The 24,330-nt window shown below is 73.2% G+C and carries 17 protein-coding genes; 9 read left to right on the top strand and 8 right to left on the bottom strand.

Annotated elements, in window-relative coordinates:
• The first annotated feature begins 66 nt into the window (after positions 1–66).
• Positions 67–1,272, top strand: a complete 1,206-nt coding sequence (locus AB0M30_RS05020; RefSeq protein WP_364579978.1) for an MFS transporter — start codon at positions 67–69, stop codon at positions 1,270–1,272.
• A 776-nt stretch (positions 1,273–2,048) separates the two neighbouring features.
• Here the strand turns inward: AB0M30_RS05020 and AB0M30_RS05015 are convergent.
• From AB0M30_RS05015 to AB0M30_RS05005, 3 genes are all read right to left on the bottom strand, one after another.
• Positions 2,049–2,837 (bottom strand): hypothetical protein, encoded by a 789-nt coding sequence (locus tag AB0M30_RS05015; RefSeq protein WP_364580497.1) that lies wholly within the window; start codon positions 2,835–2,837, stop codon positions 2,049–2,051.
• 93 nt (positions 2,838–2,930) lie between these two features.
• Complete coding sequence (locus AB0M30_RS05010) at positions 2,931–4,439, bottom strand: CehA/McbA family metallohydrolase (RefSeq protein ID WP_364579976.1); 1,509 nt, start codon at positions 4,437–4,439, stop codon at positions 2,931–2,933.
• A 78-nt stretch (positions 4,440–4,517) separates the two neighbouring features.
• On the bottom strand, positions 4,518–4,844 hold the full coding sequence (locus AB0M30_RS05005) for a hypothetical protein (RefSeq protein ID WP_364579973.1): 327 nt from the start codon (positions 4,842–4,844) through the stop codon (positions 4,518–4,520).
• A 92-nt stretch (positions 4,845–4,936) separates the two neighbouring features.
• On the opposite strand from AB0M30_RS05005, the gene AB0M30_RS05000 reads away from it, so the two are divergent.
• The 5 genes from AB0M30_RS05000 (at position 4,937) to AB0M30_RS04980 (ending at position 15,696) form a co-directional block, all read left to right on the top strand.
• Positions 4,937–6,322, top strand: coding sequence for a hypothetical protein (locus tag AB0M30_RS05000; protein WP_364579970.1), 1,386 nt, complete (start codon positions 4,937–4,939; stop codon positions 6,320–6,322).
• A gap of 103 nt (positions 6,323–6,425) precedes the next feature.
• A complete protein-coding gene (locus tag AB0M30_RS04995) occupies positions 6,426–8,054 on the top strand; it encodes a DUF6345 domain-containing protein (RefSeq protein ID WP_364579967.1) in 1,629 nt (542 codons plus the stop codon).
• 146 nt (positions 8,055–8,200) lie between these two features.
• Complete coding sequence (locus AB0M30_RS04990; RefSeq protein WP_103338869.1) at positions 8,201–8,440, top strand: hypothetical protein; 240 nt, start codon at positions 8,201–8,203, stop codon at positions 8,438–8,440.
• Positions 8,441–8,687: 247 nt separating this feature from the next.
• Entirely contained in the window at positions 8,688–14,159 is a 5,472-nt protein-coding gene (locus AB0M30_RS04985) for a biotin carboxylase N-terminal domain-containing protein (RefSeq protein ID WP_364579964.1), read from the top strand.
• A 217-nt stretch (positions 14,160–14,376) separates the two neighbouring features.
• Positions 14,377–15,696: a M14 family zinc carboxypeptidase gene (locus tag AB0M30_RS04980; protein WP_364579961.1), complete on the top strand. Its 1,320-nt coding sequence runs from the start codon at positions 14,377–14,379 to the stop codon at positions 15,694–15,696.
• A gap of 1 nt (position 15,697) precedes the next feature.
• Here AB0M30_RS04980 and AB0M30_RS04975 read toward each other — a convergent pair whose 3' ends face one another.
• From AB0M30_RS04975 to AB0M30_RS04965, 3 genes are all read right to left on the bottom strand, one after another.
• The gene (locus AB0M30_RS04975; protein ID WP_364579959.1) at positions 15,698–16,729 is read right to left on the bottom strand and encodes a methyltransferase domain-containing protein; all 1,032 of its coding nucleotides are present in this window, start codon (positions 16,727–16,729) and stop codon (positions 15,698–15,700) included.
• 254 nt (positions 16,730–16,983) lie between these two features.
• Positions 16,984–17,649 carry a PadR family transcriptional regulator gene (locus AB0M30_RS04970; RefSeq protein ID WP_364579957.1) on the bottom strand — a complete coding sequence of 222 codons (666 nt, stop codon included), beginning with the start codon at positions 17,647–17,649 and terminating at the stop codon, positions 16,984–16,986.
• Positions 17,650–18,080: 431 nt separating this feature from the next.
• Entirely contained in the window at positions 18,081–18,965 is an 885-nt protein-coding gene (locus AB0M30_RS04965) for an SDR family oxidoreductase (RefSeq protein WP_364579955.1), read from the bottom strand.
• Between the two features lie 122 nt (positions 18,966–19,087).
• On the opposite strand from AB0M30_RS04965, the gene AB0M30_RS04960 reads away from it, so the two are divergent.
• Positions 19,088–19,990, top strand: coding sequence for a LysR family transcriptional regulator (locus tag AB0M30_RS04960; protein ID WP_364579952.1), 903 nt, complete (start codon positions 19,088–19,090; stop codon positions 19,988–19,990).
• On the opposite strand, the gene AB0M30_RS04955 is transcribed toward AB0M30_RS04960, so the two are convergent.
• Positions 19,987–20,886, bottom strand: a complete 900-nt coding sequence (locus AB0M30_RS04955) for a LysR family transcriptional regulator (RefSeq protein WP_364579949.1) — start codon at positions 20,884–20,886, stop codon at positions 19,987–19,989. The two genes, AB0M30_RS04960 and AB0M30_RS04955, sit on opposite strands and share 4 nt — an antisense overlap.
• 71 nt (positions 20,887–20,957) lie before the next feature.
• Here AB0M30_RS04955 and AB0M30_RS04950 point away from each other — a divergent pair, with 71 nt between their 5' ends.
• Both AB0M30_RS04950 and AB0M30_RS04945 read left to right on the top strand, forming a co-directional pair.
• Entirely contained in the window at positions 20,958–21,926 is a 969-nt protein-coding gene (locus AB0M30_RS04950; protein WP_364579947.1) for a putative sulfate exporter family transporter, read from the top strand.
• Between the two features lie 113 nt (positions 21,927–22,039).
• Entirely contained in the window at positions 22,040–23,545 is a 1,506-nt protein-coding gene (locus AB0M30_RS04945) for a sialidase family protein (protein WP_364579945.1), read from the top strand.
• Between the two features lie 57 nt (positions 23,546–23,602).
• Here the strand turns inward: AB0M30_RS04945 and AB0M30_RS04940 are convergent, their stop codons facing one another.
• Positions 23,603–24,211 carry an MmpS family transport accessory protein gene (locus AB0M30_RS04940; protein ID WP_364579942.1) on the bottom strand — a complete coding sequence of 203 codons (609 nt, stop codon included), beginning with the start codon at positions 24,209–24,211 and terminating at the stop codon, positions 23,603–23,605.
• Between the last annotated feature and the right edge of the window lie 119 nt (positions 24,212–24,330).

Here is a 24,330-nt window from a genome sequence, read left to right as displayed (position 1 = left end):
TGGCCCAATCCGGTTGGTCGGAATTGGATCTGGGATCAGGCCAAAGACCGCTCTACCGTTCTTCCCATGACAGCGCTCCTCGAACGTCCGAAGACCCGGCGCCCCGGCCGTCTGCTCGCCGCCGCCCAGCTGGCCGGCTCGCTCGGCGACGGCGCGTTCCTGACCTGCTCGGCGCTGTTCTTCACGCGGATCGCCGGGCTCACGCCGGCGCAGGTGGGACTCGGGCTCACGCTCGGCTGGGCGGTGGGCTCGGTCGCGGGGGTGCCGCTCGGGCGCCTCGCCGACCGCCACGGCGCCCGCGGCGCGGCGATGCTGCTGGCGCTGGCGACGGGCACGTCGATCCTGGCGTTCCTCGTCGTGCGCTCGCCGGTGCTGTTCGTGCTGGCCGCGTGCCTCTACGGCAGCTGCCAGACCGGGCTGGCCGCGGTCCGCCAGGCGCTGCTGGCCGCGCTGGCCGATCCGGAGCGGCGGACGCGCATCCGGGCCCACCTGCAGTCCGCGGGCAACGCCGGGCTCGCCGTCGGCGCCGGCCTGGGCGGCCTCGCCCTCTCGGCCGACACGGCCTCGGCGTACTTGACGGTGTTCGTCCTCGACGCGGCGGCCTTCGCGGTGACGGCGGCGCTGCTGCACCGGCTCCCGGCGGCCCCGCGCTCTTCGGGGCGCCCGGGAGCACCGAAGTCCGCCGTGCTGCGCGACCGGCCGTACGCGCTGGTGACGCTGCTCAACGCGATCCTGCTGCTGCGCATGCCGCTGCTGAGCGTTGCGATCCCGCTGTGGATCGTCGACCACACCGCGGCGCCGGGCTGGACGGTGTCGGCGCTGTTCGTGCTCAACACGATCGTGGTGGTGGTCCTGCAGGTCCGCGTGGCGGGGCGGCTGTCCTCGCTCGGGTCGGCGTCGCGGATGGTGCGCCGGTCGGGCGTGGTGCTCCTGGCTTCGTGCGTGGCGTTCGCGCTGTCGGCACTGGGGACGTCCCCGGCGGTGGCGTTCGCGGTGCTCGTCGCGGGGGCGCTGGTGCAGGTGCTCGGCGAGCTGCTCCAGTCGGCGGGCTCGTGGGAGATCGGCTTCGCGCTGGCGCCGGCGGACAAGCAGGGCGAGTACCAGGGCTTCTTCGGCACCGGGACGTCCGTGGCCCGCGCGGTCGGCCCGGTCCTGCTGAGCACGGTGGTGGTCGGCGGGGGCATCGCGGGGTGGCTCGTGCTGGGGGCGGTGTTCGCGGGCGCGGGCTGGGCAATGGGCCCGGCGGTCCGCTGGGCCGCCGCGACTCGCTGACGCCGAGCGCCCCGAGGCCGCCTTGGCCGCTTGGCCGCTCGGGCGCCTGGCTCCCTCGGGCCGCTTCGGCCACTTGGGCCCCCTGGACCGCCTGGACCGCCTGGGCCGCTCAGGCGCTCGGGCCGCCTGGCTCGGGCCGCTTCGACCACCTGGGCAGCCTGGCCCGCTCAGGCGCCTGGGCCGCTCGAGCCGCCTGGCTCGCTCGGGCTGGTTTGGCCGCTTGGCCCGCTTGGCCGGTTGAGCCGCTCGGCCGCGTGGGCAGCTCGGGCCGCTCGACCCCTCGGGCCGCCTCGGCCGCTTGAGCTGCCTGGGCTGCTCGGGGCGCCCGGGCCGCCTGGCCCGCTCGGCCGCTTGAGCCGCTCGGCCACGTGGGCCGCTCGGGCCGCCTGGCCCGGTTGGGCCGCTTGGCCCGGTCGGGCCGGTCGGGCCGCTTGGCCCCTTGGGCCGCTCAGGCCGCTCAGGCCGCTTGAGCCGCTCGGCCACGTGGGCCGGTCGGGCCGCCTGGCCCGGTTGGGCCGGTCGGGCCGCTTGGCCCCTTGGGCCCTCGGGCCGCTTGAGCCGCTCGGCCGCTTGAGCCGCCTAGTGTCGCGCGTCCGAAGTTCAGTGACAGCGGCCCGGTCCCCGAGCGCCCCAATGTGGCCTTGGTTGCGTTGAACGCACCCAATGTGGCCTTCGGTGCGTTCAACGCACCGAAGGCCACATTGGGGCGCTCTTCCCGGACGTCACACAACTTGCGACGCGCGACACTAGCCGCTTGGCCGGTTGGGCCGCCCCGGCTACTCGCTGACCTGGGCCGCCGCGGTCTGGTGCAGGGAAAGGTCCTGGCCCGCCGCCGGGTCCTGGGTCCAGGCGCCCGATTCCGCCGTCCACGTCTGGCCCGCGAAGCTCACCTTGTCCACGCCCAGCGCCTCCGCGCGGCCGACCAGCCAGGTCGCGTACGTCCAGCCCTGGGCCGCCGGGTGAGGGCCGCTGAGGGTGGCCGTGCCCAGCTCCGCCGTCGCCGTCGCGGCGACGTCCGCGGGCGCCGCCAGGGTCAGGTTGCGGCAGGTCAGCGCGGCCGGGAACTGGCCGTTGAACGCCGCCGCCATGGTGCGGGACTGCGCCTCCCACTGCGCGTACGCGTCCGGGGCACCCGACCGCTGGACCGCCTGCGCGGCCTCGGTGATCGGCAGCGCCTCCCAGTTCGACAGCTTCTCGAGCTTCTCGTAGAACTCCGTCGCCGCGTAGACCGGGTCGCGCAGCTGGGCGATCGTGCCCCAGCCCTGGCTGGGCCGCTGCTGGAACAGCCCGACCGAGTCGCGGTCACCGCCCTCGAGGTTGCGCAGCTTCGACTCCTGCAACGCCGTTGCCAGCGCGACCGTCGCCGCGTGGGCGGGCAGCCCGAGCTTGGTGCCGACCGCCGCGATCGTCGCCGCGTTGTTCATCTGCTCCGGGGTGAACGTGGAGCTGGACGCCTTGTCCCCCGGCCGCCCCACCGTGCACCCCGGCGTCCGGATCTCACCGCGCGTGTACGCCACCACCACGATGATCCCGGCGGCCAGCACGACGACCGCCACCAGGACCATGGCCAGCTTCAGGCCACAACCGCGCACCCTGCCTCCCCTTCACCCGTTCGCACCAGTCTGCCCAATAGGAGGACGCGGTGCGCCGGGCGGGGTTCAGTGGGCGGCGCCGAGGAAGATCGGGTTGGACATCGCCACCATGGCGTTCGGCACCGTGGTGTTCGGGCCGCCGGACGGGCGACGGACCTCGACCCGCACCCAGCGGCTGTAGCGCGGGTACGTCGTCCAGGTGACGGTGGCCGCGCCGGAGTCGTCGATCGGCTCGGTGTGCTCCGGGCCGAGCTGGTCGAGGAACGTCACCGTCGTCCCCGGCACGCCGGCAACGACCGCCTTGACCGTCACCGGTGTCCCGGTGCCCGCGGCGAGCCGCTCGCCGATGCCCGCGCTCGCGCCGCCGCCCGAGACGGTGAAGTCCAGCTGCACCGACGCCGATTCCGCCAGCCACGAACGCCCGGCCGCCAGCCCGGCCAGGAGTTCCTGGCGGCGCAGCCGGCCGGCGAGCACGACGGTGTGCGGCAGGGCCACGCGCTGGTCCGGGTTGTGCGCGTCGGAGTCGCCGATCGCCGGGATGAAGCGGCCGCCGCGCAGGAGCCCGTCCCAGTGGATGACGCTCGCCTCGTCGTCCTGCGTCCAGGGGCCGTTCCACACCTCGACGAGGTCGGCGATGTCGTAGGCGAATTCGTAGGTGCAGCCGAAGCAGTTGGCGAACGGGTGCGCCGCGGTGACCAGGCCGCCGGCCCGGTGCACCTGGTCGGTGAAGCGCCGGAAGTCCCGCGGGTCGGCCGCGCGGTAGCGCCAGTCGATCCAGGTGCCGGCGGGCAGGCCGATCGCGGGCCAGTGCCCGGACCGGGTCGTCACCTCTTCGCCGTTGAGGATCAGCAGGTCGTCGGTGGCGTGGTCGCCCCAGACCAGCTGCGAGCTGGAGGTGTTGTGGTCGGTGGAGACGATGAAGTCGAGCCCGGCGGCCCGGGCGTCGGCGACGAGCTGCTCCGGCGTGCGGCGGCCGTCGGAGTGGACCGTGTGCAGGTGGCTGTCACCGCGGTACCAGGCGCGGCCGCGTTCGCGGGCGGGCGCGGTCTCCGGCGCCGGGTTCGGCTTGACCGGGGTGCCGTCCGGGCCGAAGGTGAGCGTGACGTCCACCCGGTAGTTCAGCCCCTGCGGCGCCACGGTGTACGGGCCGAGGATGACGTGCCACCGGCCGGGCCTGATCGGGCCGGCGAGGTAGCCGGGGGTGGCTTCGGACGCGCTGATCGAGAACCGGTCGCGGAATCCGCCGGACCAGCCGCGGAAGCCGCGCGCGTTGCCGAGGTCGTGGCCTTCGGGGCCGAAGATGCCGATGTCGCAGGCGTTCCCGCGGGTGCCGGCCGGCACGGGCGGCCGGTCGTAGGAGTACACGACGTCGATCTGCCGCACCCCGCGCGGGACGTCGACGGGCAGGTAGTACCAGTCCGGCACGTCCGGTTTCAGCGTGCCGGTGACGGTCCGGGTCCGGCTGCCCGAGCCGCCCGGCTGATCGGCGAACGCCACGCCGGGCAGCATCCCCGCGGCCGCCGCCGCCCCACCGGCCCGCAGCAGCGTCCGCCGGCCGAAGTCCCCAGGATTCATGCGCACCTCCGCACCCGACGCTAGGCGCACCAGGCCGGCTCGGACACCAACCGGCGGTGAACTTTCGCCGGACCCCGGTCAGGGCTCGGCGCGCTTCGCCAGGATCTTCGCGAGGGCGACGACGGTGACGGCGGCGGCCAGCCCGAGCCGCGTGACATCGACGGCGGGAACCCAGGTGACCGCGCCGTCGCGGACGACGAAGGCGCCGGCGGGCCGGGCGATCACCCCGAAGCCGGCGCCCTCCCGCCCGGCCGGTGCGTCGTCTCCGCCGCCGCCACCACCGCCGCCGCCGTAGACGGCCGCGGCGGGGATGACGACGACGCCGTCCCGCTCGACCGGATCGCCGTAGACGAGCCGGGCCGAAAAGATCCGCCGCGCGGCCGACGCCACCTGCTCCAGTTTCATCCCGCCATTCTGGCCACCAAACCGGTTGCGGCGCCGCGGGACTTCCGCGATCCTGCGCTGTTCCGCACCGGGCGGAGCGTTCGGAGAAGACGATGACCCCGTTGCGGCGCGGCCTGGCCGCCAACCCCGCCCTGCCCGCTCCCCTGCTCGACCACCTGGTCGCGACCGCCGACGACGAAGTGGGGCCGGCCCTCGCCGCCCGCGGGGACCTCACCCGGGACCACGCCGGGGTGCTCGCGGCCCGCTGCGGCGCGGGCGTGTGGTACCCGTTGCTCGACAGTGGCCTGCTCACCCCGGCCGACGTCCCGTCCGGCGATCCCTGGCGCGGGCTGGCGGTGCTGGAGCACCCGGACGCGGACCCGGCCTGGTTCGACCGGCTGGCCCGCGACCCCGACCCGGTGATCCGCGCCGAGCTGAGCACCCGGTGCCCGCTCCCCGAGCCGGTCGTCGACCTCCTGGCCGCGGACCCGGACCTCGACGTCGTCACCTCGGCGGCGCGCTGCCAGCGACCGACCGCACGGCTGGCCGCGGATCACCGCTGGGACGTCCGCTTGGCTTTGGCCGCCAACGAACAGTCACCCGCGGACCTCCTGCGCCGCATCGCGGGCGAAGCCGAATCCTGTCGGTGGTCGCCGGTAGCATGGAAACCGGGGGCGGCGCCCATCGACCTGCTCGCCACCCTGGCCGGAAACCCGGCCACCCCACCGGAAATCCTCCCCGCCGACGCGCCCGAGCTGGTTCGCTGGCGGATGGCGTCCCGCACCGACCTCGCCGGCGACGTCTACGCGAGACTCGCCGAGGACGCATTGCCGGGCGTCCGCTGGGACCTCGCGAGCAACCCCGCCGCCGTCGCGTTCCTGCCGCCGCTGCTCGCCCGCGATCGCAGCCGGGAGATCCGGCAGGCGGCCGCGCGGAACCCGCGCGTCCCGCTCGGGCTGCTGGCGGAGCTGGCGCTCGAGACCAAGGTCGGGCGAGCGCTCGTGCCGCGCGTCGCCACCGCCACCGAAGCCGAGCTGCGGACGCTCGCCGGTTCCGCCGCGGCTCAGGTCAGACGGCTCGCGGCGGCCCGCCCGGACCTGCCGGCCGACCTCGTCGCCCGGTTCGCCGAAGACCCGGACGCCGGTGTCGCGCGAGCCGTCGCGGCGAACCCCGGCCTGAGCCCGGCGCAGCTGCGGACCCTCGCCCGCCACGGCGCGACGGTCGCCGCCCGGATCGCGGCGCACCCGCACTGCCCGGCCGGCCTGGCCCGCGCGCTGCTCCCCGGCGCGCCGGTCCGCGCCCTGCGCGCGCTCGCCCGGCACCCGGGCCTGCCCGCGGAGTCCATTGTGGATCTTCTGGGCCACTCCGACGAGCGGGTCGGCACCGCCGCCGCGGCCAACCCGGCCCTGCCCGTAGCGGTGATGTCCACTGTGGCCGGTGCGGGCCGACCGGATCCGGGCTCCGCGCAAAAATACTCCACGGAATCGGTGCAGCGCTGAAAAAATTGCGCTGAAGGTGTGGCAAAAAGATGTATCCGAATGTTTTCACCGCGGTGACGACTACCGTCCGATCGCTGCATTCTGCCACCCACGGGGAGGAATCATGGCACTGCTGAAGAACGGCGCGGTCACCGCGCCACCGGGCGCGGCCGCCGGCGCACGGGTGCTGACCTCGGCCGATCCGTTCGGCTCCGGGACCGGCGTCGCCGCCGATCGGGGCGCGAACCGGTACGGCGTCTGCTCCATCGAGGACTTCCCGCCCGGGATGAACGACCTTTCCTACACCCACGAGGACGCGGGCGGTTTCTACAATTACGTCAAGCAGTTCGCCGCACCGAACTACTGGTACACCGACGGCGGCGTGCTGTCGTGGATCTACGGCGAGCAGTACGACGACTGGCAGGGCACCTACGGCTTCGACGCCTGCGTCGCCGAGTACCACTCCGGGCACGGGACCATGGACGGGAACGGCGTCTTCTGGATGCCCATGGGCGGCACCTGGGGCGGGTCGGCCTGGGCGAGCTCGGCCGACATGCGGCTGGGCAACGAAGTCGCGCGCTACCTGTTCTTCTCCACCTGCCTCTCGCTGCGCATCGGCGACGGCAACAGCCCGATCCGCACGTGGGACACGGCCAACCTCGGCCTGCGGATGATCTTCGGCTTCGAGACGACCAGCGTCGACAGCCCGAACTACGGCGCCTATTTCTTCAGCAAGTGGAACGGCAACGGCCACAAGTTCGGCAAGGCGTGGCTGGACGCGTCCTGGGACATCGACCACCACCAGGCGCCCTCGGTCGTCGCGTGCGGGGCGACGCAGGCCGAGGCGCAGGACCGGCTGTGGAACGAAGGGTCCTTCTCGAGCGCCGCCGCGTCGAAGAACTGGTGGTGGTGGACCTGGTACGACGCCGCCAAGAGCATCCGGGCGCCGGAGCTGGAGCTGCCGGGCTCGGCGCGGACCGCCCGGTTCGCGCCGCCGCGGCTTTCGGCCGTGCGGCTGGCCGAGCTGGCCGGCCACTACGGCGTCCGGCTCGGCGGCGGGGTGCCGGACGACGCGATGGGCCCGCACGGCGTCGTGCTGGGCGACGGCCAGGGCGGCCCGCGGCTGAGCGTCGACCACCGCGGCGTCCGCGAGATCACCTTCGCCGACGCCGACGGCACCGGCCGGGACGCGCCGAGCGCGGACGAAGCCGTCCGGATCGCCCAGGACGCCATCGAGACGTTCGGCCTGGCCGACCGCGTCGACCTGGTCGCCGACAAGGTGCGCCACCAGTACCACGCCGGCGGCACCGCCGACGACGTCGCCGACCCGCGGGTGCGCGAGACGCACGTGGTGTTCACGCAGCTGGTCGACGGCCACCCGGTCGTCACGCCGGGCCTCGGCGAGGTGCGGGTCGGCATCGACGGCGGCGGCACGGTGACGACGATCGTCGACGCCACCCGCGAGGTCGAGCGGCTGACCGAAGGCGCGCCCACCGCGCCGCCCTCGGCCGGCGCGGCCACCCGCGATCCGTCCACTGTGGACGAAGCACTCGACGCGCCGCTGCAGCGGCTGCTGCGCCGGCTTTCGGCCGGCGGCCGCGTGCCCGCCGAGATCCGCACGATCCCGGACTCGACGGCGGTCGGTTACGCGCTGCGCGGCGACGACGGCACCCCGGTCGTCCGGCGGACCGTCGAGGTCGACTGCGGTGCCGGGCTCGCGAAGCGGTACGTCCTGGAGGCGCCCCTGCGCTGACCGGCGCGAACCGGGCGGGCCGGCACCACGTCGGGGGGTGCCGGCCCGTCGGTTTCGCACGATCGGGTGTAGATCGGCGGTATCCGGGGCATCAGTCAGCGACACCTGTGCTCCAGGGGGAGCGCGCCGTACCGAGGGAGACCGCGATGACCTTCGATTTCGTCAGCCGCTGGCTGGGCAGGCATCGCGAGCGTCCCGGCGTCACCGTCGACCTCGCCTGCGGGGGCCGCGTCACCCTGCGTGAGATCGACGGGCGGCCCGTGCTGGTGGTCACCACCGCGCCGGGGCCGGACGGCCGGTGCGACGTGGCCGCCGTCCCCCTGTCGGAAGCCGAGCGCCGCGAGCTGGGGCAGGTCCTGGAGTCCGACGTCCTGCTCGCCTCCTGATCGCTCCCGCGTCACCTGCCGTTCGCGCGCCCGCAGGGTGCTTTGTCGCGAACCTCGCGTGAAAGCGGGTCCGCACGGTGTGGTGCGGGTCGCTTTTTGTGGGGTTCCCACAACTCAGCCGCCTCGGCATGCGCCATCGCGGACATTGGTCCCGGCCCCGGTCATCCACCAGGGTGTAGACAAGTGCAGGCGACGTTCCAGGACAGGTACGTCGCCTTCTGCGCGTGGTACTTGGGAGGCTCAGCCGGTGTTCAGTCGTGTCGCCATCGTCAACCGCGGAGAGGCCGCGATGCGGCTCATCCACGCCGTCCGGGATCTGTCGGCGGAAACCGGGACGCGGATCGAGACGGTCGCCCTCTACACCGACGCCGATCGCACCGCCACGTTCGTCCGCGAGGCGGATCTGGCCTACGACCTGGGCCCGGCCTCGGCTCGCCCCTACCTCGACCTGGCCAAGCTCGAGCGGGCGCTGGTCGAGACGAAGGCCGACGCCGCCTGGGTCGGCTGGGGGTTCGTGGCCGAGGACCCGGCCTTCGCGGAGCTGTGCGAGAAGGTCGGCGTCACCTTCGTCGGACCGAGCGCGGACGCGATGCGCAAGCTCGGCGACAAGATCGGCGCGAAGCTGATCGCCGAAGAGGTCGGCGTGCCGGTGGCGCCGTGGAGCCGCGGCGAAGTCGCCACGCTCGAAGACGCGCTGGCGGCCGGCGAGCGGATCGGCTACCCGCTGATGCTCAAGGCCACCGCGGGCGGCGGCGGGCGCGGCATCCGCATGGTCGCCTCCGGCGAGGACCTCGCCGACGCCTACGAGCGCACCAGCTCCGAAGCGCTGCGCGCGTTCGGCTCCGGCGTCGTGTTCCTGGAGCGCCTGGTCACCGGCGCCCGGCACGTCGAGGTCCAGGTCATCTCCGACGGCGCGACGGCGTGGGCGCTCGGCGTCCGCGACTGCTCGGTGCAGCGGCGCAACCAGAAGATCATCGAGGAGTCGGCCTCCCCGGTCCTCTCGCCGCCGCAGACGGCCGAGCTGAAGACGTCGGCGGAACGGCTCGCGGTGGCGGTGGGCTACCGCGGCGCGTGCACCGTCGAATTCCTGTACCACCCGGGCGAGAAGCTGTTCGCCTTCCTCGAGGTCAACACCCGCCTGCAGGTCGAGCACCCGATCACCGAGATCACCACCGGCACCGACCTGGTCAAGCTGCAGCTGCACGTGGCCGGCGGCGGCAAGCTCGAGGGCGATCAGCCGGCCGAGAGCGGGCACGCCATCGAGGCCCGCCTCAACGCCGAAGACCCCGACCGCGACTTCGCCCCCTCCCCCGGCCGCATCGCGCGGCTGGCCCTGCCCGCCGGCCCCGGCATCCGCGTCGACACCGGCGTCAGCGAGGGCGACACCATCCCGGCCGACTTCGACTCGATGATCGCCAAGATCATCGCCTACGGCCGCGACCGCGACGAGGCCCTCGGCCGGCTGCGCCGCGCGATGGCCGAAACCACGGTGATCATCGAGGGTGGCGCGACCAACAAGAGCTTCGTGCTCGACCTGCTCGACCAGCCCGAGGTGATCGACGCCAGCGCCGACACCGGCTGGATCGACCGCGTCCGCGCCGAGGGCCGCCTGGTCACCCACCGGCACTCCGCGATCGCGCTCGCCGCGGCCGCCATCGAGGCCTACCAGGACGAAGAAGAGGTCTCCGTCCAGCGGCTGCTGGCCACCGCGCACGGCGGCCGCCCGCAGGTGCAGCACGAGAGCCGCCCGCTCGACCTGAAGCTCCGGGGCGTCGGCTACCGCGTCTCCGTCGCCCGGGCCGGGCGGACCCGGTTCCGCGTGGGGATCTCGGCCGGCGCGTCCGACGTCCACCACGCCGACATCGAGATCGACCGCTTCGACGCCCACAGCGGCCAGATCCTGGTCAACGGGCGGCGCTTCCGGCTGGTTTCGGCGACCCACGGCCCGATCCACCTCGTCGAGGTCGACGGCGTCACCCACCGCATCAGCCGCGACGAGGGCGGCGTCGTCCGTTCCCCCGCGCCCGCGCTGGTCGTCGCCACGCCGCTGTCCGTCGGTGACGAGGTCGAGGCGAACGCGCCGATCCTCGTGCTGGAGAGCATGAAGATGGAGACGGTGCTGCGCGCGCCGTTCCGCGCCCGCGTCCGCGAATGCCCGGTGTCCGTCGGCAGCCAGGTCGAGACCGGCGCGCCGCTGATGCGCCTGGAACCGCTGGCCGACGGCGCCGAGGACGAGGCGGCCGACGAGTCCGAGACCGTCGAGATCGAGCTGCCTTCGGTGCCGGACGGCGTCTCCGCGGCCGAGCGCGTCGAACGCGGCCTGAACGACCTGCGCAGCCTGCTGCTCGGCTTCGACGTCGAGCCGGCCGAGCGCAAGCGGCTCCTCGCTACCTACCTGGAAGCCCGGGCCGAGCTGGGCAACCGGCCGGTCGAGGGCGAACTGGAGCTGCTCACCGTCTTCGCCGACCTGTCCGAGCTCAGCCGCAACACCCCGGGCGGCGAACTCGACACCGAACCGGGCAGCCCGGTGCACAGCTCGCGCGAGTTCTTCCACAGCTACCTGCAGAGCCTCGACGTCGAACGCGCCGGCGTCACCGAGGGCTTCCAGGCGAAGCTCAAGCGCGTCCTCGCGCACTACGGCGTCACCGACTTGGAGCGCACACCGGAGCTGGAGGCCGCGGTCTTCCGGATCTTCCTGGCCCAGCAGCGGACGGCGGCCGACGTCGCGGTCGTCTCGGAGCTGCTGCGGCAGTGGCTGGCCGGGGCGCCGCCGGCCGAGCCGCTCAGCGAACGCGCCGGGCTCACCCTGGAGCACCTGGTCGAAGCCACGCAGGTGCGCTTCCCCGCGGTGTCCGACCTCGCCCGCGGCGTGGTCTTCCGCTGGTTCGCCCAGCCGCTGCTGCGCCGCAACCGCGCCCGCGTCTACGCCGCCGTCCGCACCGAGCTGACCTACCTCGACCAGCACCCGGACGCGCCGGACCGCGCCGAGCGGATCCAGGCCATGATCACCGGCTCGCAGCCGCTGGTCCGGCTGATCGGGCAGCGGATCGGGCGGCCGGGCCGCGACCACGCGCCGCTGCTGGAAGTGCTGACCCGCCGGTACTACGGCAACCGCCGGCTCTCCGGGGTCGCCGTGCGCGAAGCCGGCGGGCACCGCTGGCTGACCGCCGAGCTGAACGCCCCCGAAGGCGTGCTGCCGCTGGTCACCACCGCCGTCGACATCGCCGAGCTGCCCGGCGTTCTCCGCGCGCTCGGCGAGGTGGCCACCGATGGTGCGGTCGCCGACCTGTACCTGCGCTGGGAAGACCAGCCGGAGGTCGACGCGGCCGCGGAGCAGCTCGGCGCGTTGCTCGCCGACAGCCCGCTGCCCACCGGCGTGCGCCGGATCGTGGTCACCGTGGCCGGCACCGGCGGCGCGGTGATGCACCACCACTTCACCTTCGAACGCGAGGGGGTCGGCTTCACCGAGAACAGGCTGATCCGCGGCCTGCACCCGCAGATCGCCCAGCGCCTGCAGCTGCAGCGGCTGCGCGAGTTCGACCTCACCCGGCTGCCCTCGGCCGACGAGGAGATCTACCTGTTCAAGGCCGCGGCGAAGACCAACCCGGCCGACGAGCGGCTGATCGCGATGGGCCAGGTCCGCGACCTGACGCCGCTGCGCGAGGCCGACGGGCGGCTGGTCGCGCTGCCGGCGCTCGAGGACGCGGTCACCGCCTGTCTCGACGCGATCCGCAACATCCAGGCGCAGCGGCCGCAGAACAAGCGGTTCGACACGAACCGCATCATGATGTACGTCTGGCCGCCGACCGACCTGACCACCGAGGAGCTCAACACCCTCGTCCAGCGCATCCTGCCGACCTCGGTGGGCGCCGGGCTGGAGGAGGTCCAGTTCCTGGCGCGGCGGCGCACGGACGCGGGCAAGCTGACCGAGCTCGCCGTCCGGATCGCCCTCGACCCCGGCCACGGTGCGCGGCTGCACGTCGAGGCGCCGTCGACCGAGCCGGTGAAGCCCCTCGACGACTACCGCCTGAAGGTGCTGCGCGCGGCGCGGCGCGGCAACGTCTACCCGTACGAGCTGACCGACCTCCTCGCCGGGCCGGGTGGCACCTTCGCCGAGCACGACCTGGATTCTTCGGGCGTCCTGGTGCCGGTGGACCGGCCGAAGGGCAAGAACACCGCGGCGATCATCGCGGGTGTCGTCACCACCCCGTCCGAGCGGCACCCCGAGGGCGTCACCCGCGTCGTGCTGCTCGGCGACCCGACGAAGTCGCTCGGCGCTCTCTCGGAGCCGGAGTGCTCGCGCGTCATCGCGGCGCTCGACCTGGCCGAGCGGATGCAGGTGCCGCTGGAGTGGTTCGCGCTGTCGTCGGGGGCCCGGATCTCGATGTCCTCGGGCACCGAGAACATGGACTGGGTCGCCGCGGCGCTCAAGCGGATCGTCACGTTCACCCAGGACGGCGGCGAGATCAACATCGTGGTCAACGGGATCAACGTCGGCGCCCAGCCGTACTGGAACGCCGAAGCCACGATGCTCATGCACACCAAGGGCATCCTGGTGATGACGCCGGACTCGGCGATGGTGCTCACCGGCAAGCAGGCACTCGACTTCTCCGGCGGCGTGTCGGCCGAGGACAACTTCGGCATCGGCGGCTACGACCGCGTGATGGGCCCGAACGGCCAGGCGCAGTACTGGGCGCCGAACCTGCCGGCCGCGCGGGAAGTGCTGATGGCGCACTACGACCACACGTACGTGGTGCCGGGCGAGGCCGGTCCGCGCAAGGTGGGCACGAACGACCCGGTCACCCGGGACGTCTCGTCGTTCCCCCACGCGATCGTCGGCAGCGACTTCACGACGGTCGGCCAGATCTTCTCGGCCGAGCACAACCCGGACCGCAAGAAGCCGTTCGACATCCGCACGGTGATGCGCGCGCTGTCCGACCAGGACCACCCGGTGCTGGAGCGCTGGGCGGGCATGGCCGACGCGGACACCGCGGCGGTGCAGGACGTGCACATCGGCGGCCGCCCGGTCTGCCTGGTCGGCATCGAGTCGCGGTCGGTCCCCCGCCGCGGCTTCCCGCCCACCGACGGGCCGGACACCTACACCGCGGGCACGCTGTTCCCGCGGTCGTCGAAGAAGACGGCGCGGGCGATCAACGCGGCGTCGGGCAACCGGCCGCTGGTGGTGCTGGCGAACCTGTCGGGCTTCGACGGCTCGCCGGAGTCGCTGCGCAAGCTGCAGCTGGAGTACGGCGCGGAGATCGGCCGGGCGATCGTCAACTTCGAGGGACCGATCGTGTTCTGCGTGATTTCGCGGTACCACGGCGGCGCGTTCGTGGTGTTCTCCAAGGCGCTCAACCCGAACATGACGGTCCTGGCCCTGGAGGGCTCGTTCGCCTCGGTGCTGGGCGGCGCTCCGGCGGCGGCGGTGGTGTTCGCCGGCGACGTCAACAACCGCACGGCGAACGACCCGCGCGTAACGGACCTGCAGGCCCAGGTGGCGGCGGCCGCCGACGGCGCGGCCCGCGCGTCGCTGAGCGCCCAGCTGGCGGAGGTCCAGTCGGCGGTCCGCGCGGAGAAGGTGAGCGAGGTGGCGGCGGAGTTCGACCGGGTGCACAGCATCCAGCGAGCGGTCGAGGTCGGCTCGGTGGACGCGATCATCTCGGCGGCCGAGCTGCGGCCGCGGATCATCGAAGCGATCGAACACGGCCTGAAGAAGTAGCGGACGGGTTTGCCTGAGGGCGGCACCTCCCCGGGAGGTGCCGCCCTTCGGCGTTTCGCGACTTTCGGAGAGGCGATCGTCGTGACGCGGGCTGAGCGGTTTTCGCGACTTTCGGGGGTATGACCCCTTTGCGCCGGGCCGACACACTGTGCGTGCCGGTACGGTGACCACGGGTTCCGACCGGACCTCCATCCGTGCGGCGTGAGGAGATCCCCCGATGGCGTCAAGGTCCTTGTCCCGGCTCGCCCTCGCGGCGTCCGGGGTCCTGCTCACCTCCTTGCTCGGCGGCACCGCCACCGCGCAGGCGGCGGACACGCCGGTGTTCTGGCGCGTCCCGGCCACCGCGACCCAGGCGCAGGCGCTGGCCGCGGCCGGATTCGACGTCGAAGAGGGGGATGGCGGCAGCGTCAACGTCGTCGGCGGCCAAGCCGTTGCCGCGAAGCTGCGGGCGCTCGGCTACCGGCCCGCGTACTTCGACACCGTCTACAAGGAACTGCCCGCGCGGACGGAGAGCCTGGCGGCGGACACCTTCTACGGTGGGTACCGGACCGTCACCGCGCACGAGAACCACCTCGCGCAGGTCGCTTCGGCGCACCCCGACCTGGCCACGAAGTACACGATCGGGCAGTCGTGGAAGAAGACCAAGGGTCAGGGCGGCCACGACGTCCAGGCGATCTGCCTGACCAAGAAGCAGGCCGGCGACTGCACGCTGTCGACGACGTCGACGAAGCCGAAGTTCTTCCTGATGGCCCAGATCCACGCGCGCGAGCTGTCGACCGGTGAGCTCGCCTGGCGCTGGATCGACTACCTCGCCGACGGCTACGCCACCGACGCCACCGCGAAGTCCATTCTGGACACCACCGAGGTGTGGGTGGTGCCGATCGCCAACCCCGACGGCGTCGACATCGTCGCGTCCGGCGGGAACTCCCCGAAGCTGCAGCGCAAGAACGCGAACAACTCCCGCGGCGGCTGCAGCGGCACGAACATCGGCGTCGACCTCAACCGCAACTCGACGTTCAAGTGGGGCGGCGACTCCAACTCCGCCTGCTCGGAGACCTACCAGGGTGTGAGCGCGGGTTCGGAGCCGGAGGTGCAGGCGCTGGAGAAGCTGGCCCGCGCGATCTACCCGGACCAGCGCGGCACCGGGAACAACGACCCGGCGCCCGCGACCGCCAAGGGCACGATGATCACGCTGCACAGCTACGGCAACGACATCATCATCCCGTGGGGCTTCACCCAGGCCACCTCGCCGAACGACGCCCAGTACCGCAAGCTCGGCGCGAAGTACTCCGCGTCCAACGGCTACCTCGTCGGCACCAACGAGGAGACCGTCGGCTACGACACGTCCGGCACCACCGACGACTTCACCTACGGCGAACTGGGTGTCGCCAGCGTGACGTTCGAGGTCGGCGGTTCGAGCGGCTCCTGCGGTGGCTTCCTGCCGCGTTACACCTGCGTGGACAGCACGTTCTGGCCGAAGAACAAGGGCGCGCTGGTCACCGCCGCCAAGGCCGCGGCGGCGCCGTACCAGCAGTGAGTCACGGGCGGCAAGCGTAGATGCAGTTCTGCGGGCGCGGGGATCCGAGCACTTCGACGTGCCGGAACCCCGCGTCCGCGAGCATTTCCGACGCCTTTTCGGTGCCCCACACCGCGCCGAGCGCGGCGCCGCCCTCGGCCAGCGACGTCGTCGTGCAGTACATCAGGCTGATCGAATAGGTGAGGGCCGCCAGCGGGTTGCCGATGTTGCGCTCCAGGTGACTGGAGAAGTTGGTGTCCACCATGAAGAACAGGCCGTCCGGGGCGAGCGCCCGGCGGATCCGGCGCAGCACGACGTCCGGGCGGTCCTGGTCGTGGACGGCGTCGAACGCGGTGATGACGTCGTAGGGCGGATCGGCGGTCAGCTCGGCGGCATCCCCGATGGCGAAGTCGGCGTTCGGGAGCCGGTGTTCTCTCGCCTGCTCGACGACACCGGCGTTGATGTCCAGGCCGGTGAAGCGCGAGGCGGGAAACGCCCGGGCGGCGACGGCGATCGCGTGCCCGGTGCCGCAACCGAGGTCGAGCACGCGGGCGCCCGCCGTCAGCCGTTCCTTGAGGCCGGGGACGGCGCCGAAGAAGCCGTCCACGAGGTGCTCGCGGTAGATGTGCTTCCAGCTGTCGCCGGTCTTGGCGCCGAGGGTTTCGAGGTAGGGCCCGTAGGCCGCCCTCGGGACGCCGCCGCCTTCGGCGAAGGCGCGTTCCAGGTCCGGGAGGATGCCGGTGAACGCGGAGAGCGTCAGCAGTGACGGCATCAGGTTCGCCGCGGTTTCGCCGAGCAGGAACTTGGCGTGCTCAGGTGGAAAGGTGTACTCGCGGCCGTCGTAGGTGAAGATCCCGCCGGTGACCATGGCGCCGAGCCACTCGCGGACATACCGTTCTTGCAGCCCGGCACGGTCGGCAAGCCCGGCGCTGCTGGCGGGCCCCCGCGCGGCGGCGGCGAGCAGGCCGGTGCGGTGGCCGACGCCGATCAGCATGGTGAGGGCGCTGCCGGTCATGGTCGCGGTCAGGTGGGCGGCGAAGTCCTGCTCCTCCATGGGTGGAGCCTACCCGCCGGCCGGACCGTCCGATGTGGACGATCCGGCCGGCGGGTGACACGGTGGGCCGGGCGAGGCCTGCCCGGATCGGCCAGGACCTCGCCGGGCCAGCCGGAACCTGCCCGGGTCGGCCGGACCTCGCCGGGTCGGCCGGGGAGGCACGGTGGCCGATCCGGGCGGGATCGACTGGGTCGGCTCGGTGGCCGCCGGGGCGCAGCGATACAGAGCCGCCGGCGGCCCGCCGGACCCGGCCGTCAGGCGTCCTCGTCCTCCAGGCCCGCGTCGGCCAGTACCGCGTATACCCGGCGCCGCGCGTCCGCGAGGATCTTCTTCACCTCGGCGACCTGGGCGTCGTTGCCGCTGTACCCCACCTGGGCGGCCGCGCCGGACAGCTCGCCCAGCGCGTGCCACAGCGCCGCGAACCGGTCGGCGCCCGGCTCCTCCTCCGGCTCCTCCCACAGCGCCGCGAACTCCTCCTCGCGGCCCGCCACGTGCTCGCGCCCCGCCTCGGTCAGCTCCGCCACCCGGCGACCGGCCGTCTCGACCGTGTGGACCAGGCCCTCGTCCTCCAGCTGCTGCAGGATCGGGTACACCGACCCCGGGCTGGGCCGCCAGCGGTCGTGCGTGCGACGCCGGATCTCCTGCATCAGCTGGTAGCCGTGCCTCGGCTCCTCGGCCAGCAGCGCCAGCACCGCCGGCCGCACCGGGCGGGCCGGCGGGCGGCCGCCGCCGCGGAACTCGCGGACCCGCTGGAACGGCCCGCCCCCGCCGAACCAGCCGCCCGGGCCGCCGAACGAGCCCGGGCCGCCCGGGAACCCGGGAAAGCCCGGCCCGCCCGGGGGCTGCGGCGGGTGGGGTGGCGGCGGCGGGAACCCTCGGGCCAGCTCCGGGCCGCCGTCCCAGTCCTCCTGCCCCGGCACCTCATGCTCCGGACCCGGGTACCCGAACCCACCGTGGTCGGGCCCGGCATGCCCTGGATGCCCGAACCCCGCGTGTTCGGCCCCAACGCGCCCCGGCCCCGGATGGCCGTGCCCCAACCCAGCATGCTCGGCCTCGACATGCTCCAGCCCCGGGTGCCCATGCCCGAACCCACCGTGGTCGGCCCCGGCATGCCCTGGATGCCCCAACCCCCCGTGCTCGGCGCCAATGCGCCCCAGCCCGGGATGGCCGTGCCCGAACCCGCCGTGCCCGCCGCCCGGGTGCCCGGGGCGTCCCGGGCGCCCCTGCCCGAAGTCCCCACCGAACCCCGCGAAGATCCGTCCCGCGCCCGCACTCATCTCCATGATGACCCTCCAAGTCGTATCGGCGACATTCACACGATATATCGCCGCTCGATCGAGGGCAAGGAAGGTCAGCCGAGGTAGTGCCCGGCTTCCAGGTCGGCGAGCAGGCCGGGCCACTCGGGCAGCCAGCCGAGCCGCTTCTGGGTCAGGACGCTCGACGCCGGCGCGTCCGGCCCGGCGAAGTGCGCGAGCCAGCCGAAGTGACCCCGGACGTCGGCCACCGACCGCACCGGCAGCCCGAGGCGCTCCCCGATGACCGCGGCGAGCGCCTTCAGCGGCACGCCTTCGTCACCGACCGCGTGCAGCCGCACGCCCGCGGGCGCCGCCTCGACGGCCAAGCGGTACAGGCGCGCCGCGTCGAAGCGGTGCACCGCGGCCCAGCGACCCGTGCCGTCGCCCGGGTAGGCCGACACCCCCGTCTGGCGCGCGAGACGGATCAGGGCCGGGACGAACCCGTGCCCGTCGCCCTCCCCGTGCACCGACTGCGGCAGCCGCAGCACCGATGCGCGCACACCGCGCTCGGCCAACGCGAGCGCCGCCGCCTCCGACGCCGATCGCGGGAACGCCGGGTCGGCCGCGTCTTCTTCGGTGGCCATCCGGCCCGGGGCCACCGGTCCGGTCGCGGCCGTGATGATCAGCGCCTTTCCGGATCCTTCGAGCGCTTCGCCGAACGCGCCGATCGCGGCACGGTCGGTCGCCGCCGCGCCCGTGAGGTCGGCGAAGTCGTCGTGGACGTAGGCGGTGTGGACGACCGCGTCCGCTTCGGCGGCTGCCGCGCGGAGGCCGTCCAGGTCGGTCAAGTTCCCGCGCCGGACCTCGGCGCCGGTGGCCGCGAGCGCCGCGGCCTTGTCCTCCGAACGGGAAAGGCCGAGGACCTCGTGTCCCGCTTCCCGCAGTTCCCGGACGACCGCGCTGCCGACGAACCCGGTCGCGCCGGTGACGAACACCCGCATTTTCGTACTCCTCATAGCTGGCTGACAGTGGTTCCATCGTTGGGCCGCGGCGGCCCGAACGTCCAAAGCCTGGTTCTCATCGGCCGATACGGTTCAGGCATCACCGCAGCTAGACTGCGGTCATGGCGGACCTGGACCTGCGGCTGGTGCGGTACTTCACGGCCGTGGCCGAGCATCGGCACTTCGGGCGCGCGGCGGCCGCGCTGCACACGACGCAGCCGTCGCTGAGCCGGCAGATCCGCCGGCTCGAGGGCCAGCTCGGCGCGCGCCTGCTGGATCGCACGCCGCAGGGCACGCGGCTGACCGAAGCGGGCGAAGTGTTCCTGCCCCGCGCCAAGGCGCTGCTGCGGTCGGCCGAGCAGGCGGCGGTGAGCACCCGCGCGGCGGCCGCGCCGAGCCGCATCACCATCGGCTACCGGACGAACCTGTTCGTCACGCCGGCGGTGCGCGAACTGCGCCGCCGCCACCCGGAGGCCGAGGTGCTGACCCGCCACCTGGGCTGGACCGAAACCCGGGAGGCGCTCCTGGAGCACCGGGTGGACGTCGCGGTGACGCGGTTGCCGCTGCGGGCCGACCAGCTGCGGGTCACCGTGCTCTACCCCGAAGAGCGGGTGCTGCTGGTGTCGGCGGACCACCGCCTGGCCGGCCGGGAGTCGGTCACGCTGGCCGACTTCGCGGACGAGCCGCTCCCCCGCGTCGACGACCCGGAATGGAACGCGTTCTGGCGCATCGACCCGCGCCCGGACGGCCGCCGCGCCCCGGACGGCCCGCTGGTCAAGGAGTTCGAGGAAAAGTTCGAACTGATCGCCGCGGGCCAGCTGGTGGCGATCGTCCCGGCCGGGGTCCGGTTCAGCCGGCTCCGGCGCGACGTGACGATCGTCCCGCTGGACGGCATCGAGCCGTGCCAGGTGGCCCTGGCCACCCGCGCGAGCGACGACAACGACCTCCTGGCGTCGGCGTGCAAGACGCTGGCGGCGCACCTGACCAGCCCCGAAGCGGCCGGTCTCAAGGTTTCGGCACGCTAAGGACCGGACCGCACCGCCAGCGTCAGCAGTTCCGCCGCCGGGCCCGTCAGGCGCCGGCCCGCCGGCCACACCGCGCGCAGCACCCGGCCCAGCTCCATGCCCTCCACCGCTACCGGCACCAGCCGCCGGCCGGCCACTTCGCGCACGACGTCGAGCTCGCTGATCACCGCCGGCCCGGCGCCGGTGATCACCGCGTTGCGCACCGCCGAGGCCGAACCCAGCTCCAGCAGTGGCTTCACCGGGCCCGCCCCCACCCGGCGCAGCGCCGCCTCGACCGTCTCGCGCGTTCCCGAGCCCGGCTCGCGCACCACCAACGGCGTCGCGGCCAGTTCCCCGGCGCGCAGCGGACGGCGGCGCCGCGCCCAGGCGTGCCCCGCCGGGACCACCACGACGAGCCGGTCCGCCGCGACGCGGCGCGTGGCCAGCCCCGGCCACGGCCCCGGCGACTCGACGAACCCCAGGTCCACCCGCCCGCGTGCGACCAGGTCGGCGACCTGCTCGGAGTTCACCACCTCGAGCCCGACGTAGGTGTCCGGCCCGGTCCGCTTGACCTCGCCGATCCAGGCGGGCACGAAGTGCTCGGCGAGCGTCATGCTCGCCGCGACGCGCAACTGCGCGCCACGCTGGGTGCGCAGGGCTTCCGCGCCGGTGCGCAGTCCGTCCACTTCGGTCAGCACGCGGTGGGCCCAGCCCGCGATCACCCGGCCGTCCGGTGTCAGCGCCGAGCCGCGCCGGGTCCGGTCCACCAGGGACAGTCCCAGCTGACGCTCCAAAGTAGACAGACGCTTGCTCGCCGACGGCTGGGCGATGCCGAGAGCACCGGCCGCCTGGCCGATGCTGCCGAGGTCGTCGACGAGCACCAGCAGACGCAGCGAGTCCAGATCCGGTCCGGTCATAGCTTCAGTCTATGACCTCACCACGGACTGCCGGCTACCGCGCACGCCCGCGGGCGACGACGCTGCGAGGTATGGCACTGACGACGGCGAAGACCTCCGGCTTCGCGATCACCGGGCTCGGCGTCGCCGCGGCGTACGCGCTCAGCTCGGCCTGGCCGGTGGTGGGCGCCCTCACCGTCGCGGTGGTGCTCGGCGTCGTGGTCGGGAGCACCCCGGTTCTGACCGGCGAGCAGCGCCAGGCCGTCGCCCGCCTGACGAAACGCCTGCTGCGCGCGGGCGTCGTGCTGCTCGGGCTCCAGCTCGCCGTCCCCACCGTGCTCGCACTCGGCCCCGGCACGCTGGCCGCGGTCGTGCTTACGGTCGCCGTCACCTTCCTCGGCACGCTCGGTCTCGCCCGGCTGGTCCGGGTCCCGCGCGGTCTCGCCCTGCTGATCGCCACCGGCTTCTCGATCTGCGGCGCGTCGGCGATCGCCGCGGTGGAAGGCGTGATCGAGCGCGACGACGAAGACGTCGCCACCGCCGTCGCGCTCGTCACCTGCTACGGCAGCTTCGCCTTGGCCGCGCTTCCCCTGCTCGCGCACGCTCTCGGCTTGGACGCGACCCGGACCGGCAGCTGGGCCGGGATCTCGGTGCACGAAGTCGCCCAGGTGGTCGCGGCGGCCGGGCCCGCGGGCGCGGCCGCGGTCGGGATCGCCGTCGTGGTGAAGCTGAGCCGCGTCGTGCTGCTCGCCCCGGTGGTCGCGCTCGTCGGCGCGACCGAACGCGGCCGCCGCGACACGCACGCTCCGCTCGTGCCGCTGTTCGTCCTCGGCTTCCTCGCGATGGTCGCCGTCCGGAGCACCGGCCTGGTCCCCGCGTTCGTGCTCGACGTCGCGAAGACCGCGTCGACGCTCCTGCTCGCGGGTGCGTTGTTCGGCCTCGGCTGCGCCGTCCGGCTCGGCGCGCTGCTGCGCGGCGGCGGACGGGCTTTGCTCCTGGGGCTCCTCTCCACGCTTCTGGTGCTGGCGACCGGCTTCGGCACGTTGGCCGCGTTCACCTGAAATTTGCCTGGCGGTCACGTATAGGTCGTTATACGGGCGGTTGTACTCCTCTTGTACGGGACGCGTCGACGCTGCCGGCGAGACGTTGACCGAATCCGTAGGGAGCACGAACCGTGAAGATCACCCGACTCGCCCAGGGGCTGCTGGCCGGGCTGCTGGGGTGCGCCGCCCTGGCGGTCCCGGCGGCTGTCGGAGCCGCGACCGCTCAAGCCGACGTGGCCAGCACACTGGTGTTCACCAAGAACACCGAAGGCCACGACTGCTACCGCATTCCCACCGTCGTCAAAGCGAACAACGGCGACCTGCTCGCCTTCGCCGAGGGCCGCAACGGCGGCGCCGACTTCTGCAACGACCTCGGCAAGATCGACCTCGTCATGAAGCGCTCGACAGATGGCGGCAAGACGTGGGGCGCGCTGAACACCGTCATCGAGGCTTTCGGTGACGTGAAGGGGAATCCGGCGCCGATCGTCATCCCGGGCAGCAACCGGATCGTGCTGCTGTCGACCATGCAGTGCTTCACGAACCCGTCGTGCGGCCGTATCCCGCGCGTGTCCATCAGCGACGACAACGGGAAGACGTGGGGCGCGCCGAAGGTGCTGACCACCGAACTCGGGTTCGCGAGCGCGCCGGGGTGGCTGGCGACCGGTCCGTCGCACGGGATCGTGCTGACCCGCGGCGCGCACGCCGGCCGGCTCGTCGCCGGCATGAGCTACACGATCAGCGGCAAGAACACCGGCGCGCTGGTCTACAGCGACGACAAGGGGGCCACCTGGCACCGCGGGGCGACCGACACGTCCACTTCGGACTTGATGAACCCGCAGGAGATCAGCGTCACCGAACTGCGGGACGGCCGGGTCTACGCCGCCGCGCGCAACGACGCCAACGGCGACGACAAGTGTCTCTCCGACGGCACCCACAACCGCGCCTTCGCGATCAGCTCCGACGGCGGCGCGACGTTCAGCTCGAAGTTCGCCTTCGCCACCGACCTCGTCACCCCGGTCGTCGAGGGCTCGACGGCCCGGATGAGCGCGACCGACACCGGCGGCAAGTACAACCGCATCGTCTTCGCGGCCCCGTCCGTCTGCGACCGGCGCAAGGAGCTGCGGGTCCACTCGTCCTTCGACGAGGGTGCCAACTGGACCGGCACCGCCGGCAGCGTGCTCGTGTGGGGCCAGGACGCGTCGTACTCCGACATGGTCCAGCTGTCCCAGTCGTCGGTCGGCGTGCTGTTCGAAGCGGGCCCGGAGTTCCACGCGAACGACACGATCCGCTTCGCCGCGGTCAGTGATGCCGCGCTCGGCGCCCCAGCCTGCGGTGGCGGCTACGGCGTGATCGACTCGGCTCCGCTCGGCACCGGCGGCGCGGCCGGCACGGTGTTCTTGTCGTACAACGCGGCCAACGGCCAGAACTGCGTCAGCACCATGAAGAACGACTCCGCCGGGACGGCCACCGCGACCGCGGCCTACCTGGAGGTCAAGGGCTCGGCGCGGCAGACCGACTCGGGCGCGTTCTCCTACTTCGCCGGCCCGGTCAAGGCCACCGCGGCGGACAAGTGCGTGAAGTGGGGCGGCTCGGCCGGCGGCCAGGTCTACGACAGCCAGTTCGAGCACTGCGGCTGAACGGGGGTGGGACCCGCCCCCTGGCCGGGTCCCACCCGCCCCCTTCCGCGCGGGCGGTCAGAAGCCGGTGCAGCCGGCCACGGCTCCGGGCCCGGCCGCGGTCGCGGTCTTCGCCTCCTTGCCGTCGACGATCACCTTGCAGGTCACCGAGCCGCCGTCGGGCCCGGCGGTCGCGGTGAACTGGGCTCCCGCGAGGAACCCGGTGGCTTCGACGGTCTTCGTCCACGGCACCGCGGCCGACGTCTCGGTGTTGATCACGATCGTGTTCCGGTCGAAGGTGCTGTAGTCGATGTCGACGGTCTTCGCGTCCCCGCTCACCTGGTAGACGACGGTGTGGTGCTGGGTGGCCTGGTCGTTGACGTCGCTGATCGCCTTGCCGATCACCACCGCCCACAGGATGCTGACGACCAGCCCGAGCAGCGACACGATGACGCCGGCGATGGAAAGGCCCTTGTTGGTGGCCTTTCCGCCGCGCACCCTGGCCACGCCGACCGCGGACAGGATCAGGCCGAGCACGGACAGGGGCCAGGCGACCACACCGGCGAGCGGGATCGGCGCGATCACCAGCCCGATCAGGCCGAGGACGAACCCGGCCGTGCCCAGGCCGTTGCGCGGCGGCGTGGCCGGCGGGGCGGCGTGCTGCTGGAGCGGGGTGTAGTCGGTCATCGGTGTTCCTTTCGCTGCTGCTTGACGGCGAGAAGGAAACCAGCGCCGTGCGGCGTCCCGCGTCATCCGCAAGCCTCGACGCCGTACGACTTAAGTCGTCACCGATCGCGGGGTGGACG

The organism is Amycolatopsis sp. NPDC051716 (genome assembly GCF_040681595.1).
Classification (GTDB): Bacteria; Actinomycetota; Actinomycetes; order Mycobacteriales; family Pseudonocardiaceae; genus Amycolatopsis.
This window is presented reverse-complemented; position numbering and strand designations above follow the sequence as displayed.

Bases quoted from the DNA above. Each gene is read 5' to 3' on its own strand.
- AB0M30_RS05000 (WP_364579970.1), top strand. From the start codon at position 4,937: ATGACCCCGTTGCGGCGCGGCCTGGCCGCCAACCCCGCCCTGCCCGCT.
- AB0M30_RS04995 (WP_364579967.1), top strand. From the start codon at position 6,426: ATGGCACTGCTGAAGAACGGCGCGGTCACCGCGCCACCGGGCGCGGCC.
- AB0M30_RS05020 (WP_364579978.1), top strand. From the start codon at position 67: ATGACAGCGCTCCTCGAACGTCCGAAGACCCGGCGCCCCGGCCGTCTG.
- AB0M30_RS04955 (WP_364579949.1), bottom strand. From the start codon at position 20,886: ATGACCGGACCGGATCTGGACTCGCTGCGTCTGCTGGTGCTCGTCGAC.
- AB0M30_RS04940 (WP_364579942.1), bottom strand. From the start codon at position 24,211: ATGACCGACTACACCCCGCTCCAGCAGCACGCCGCCCCGCCGGCCACG.
- AB0M30_RS04960 (WP_364579952.1), top strand. From the start codon at position 19,088: ATGGCGGACCTGGACCTGCGGCTGGTGCGGTACTTCACGGCCGTGGCC.
- AB0M30_RS05005 (WP_364579973.1), bottom strand. From the start codon at position 4,844: ATGAAACTGGAGCAGGTGGCGTCGGCCGCGCGGCGGATCTTTTCGGCC.
- AB0M30_RS04975 (WP_364579959.1), bottom strand. From the start codon at position 16,729: ATGGAGGAGCAGGACTTCGCCGCCCACCTGACCGCGACCATGACCGGC.
- AB0M30_RS05010 (WP_364579976.1), bottom strand. From the start codon at position 4,439: ATGAATCCTGGGGACTTCGGCCGGCGGACGCTGCTGCGGGCCGGTGGG.
- AB0M30_RS05015 (WP_364580497.1), bottom strand. From the start codon at position 2,837: ATGGTCCTGGTGGCGGTCGTCGTGCTGGCCGCCGGGATCATCGTGGTG.
- AB0M30_RS04950 (WP_364579947.1), top strand. From the start codon at position 20,958: ATGGCACTGACGACGGCGAAGACCTCCGGCTTCGCGATCACCGGGCTC.
- AB0M30_RS04990 (WP_103338869.1), top strand. From the start codon at position 8,201: ATGACCTTCGATTTCGTCAGCCGCTGGCTGGGCAGGCATCGCGAGCGT.
- AB0M30_RS04965 (WP_364579955.1), bottom strand. From the start codon at position 18,965: ATGCGGGTGTTCGTCACCGGCGCGACCGGGTTCGTCGGCAGCGCGGTC.
- AB0M30_RS04980 (WP_364579961.1), top strand. From the start codon at position 14,377: ATGGCGTCAAGGTCCTTGTCCCGGCTCGCCCTCGCGGCGTCCGGGGTC.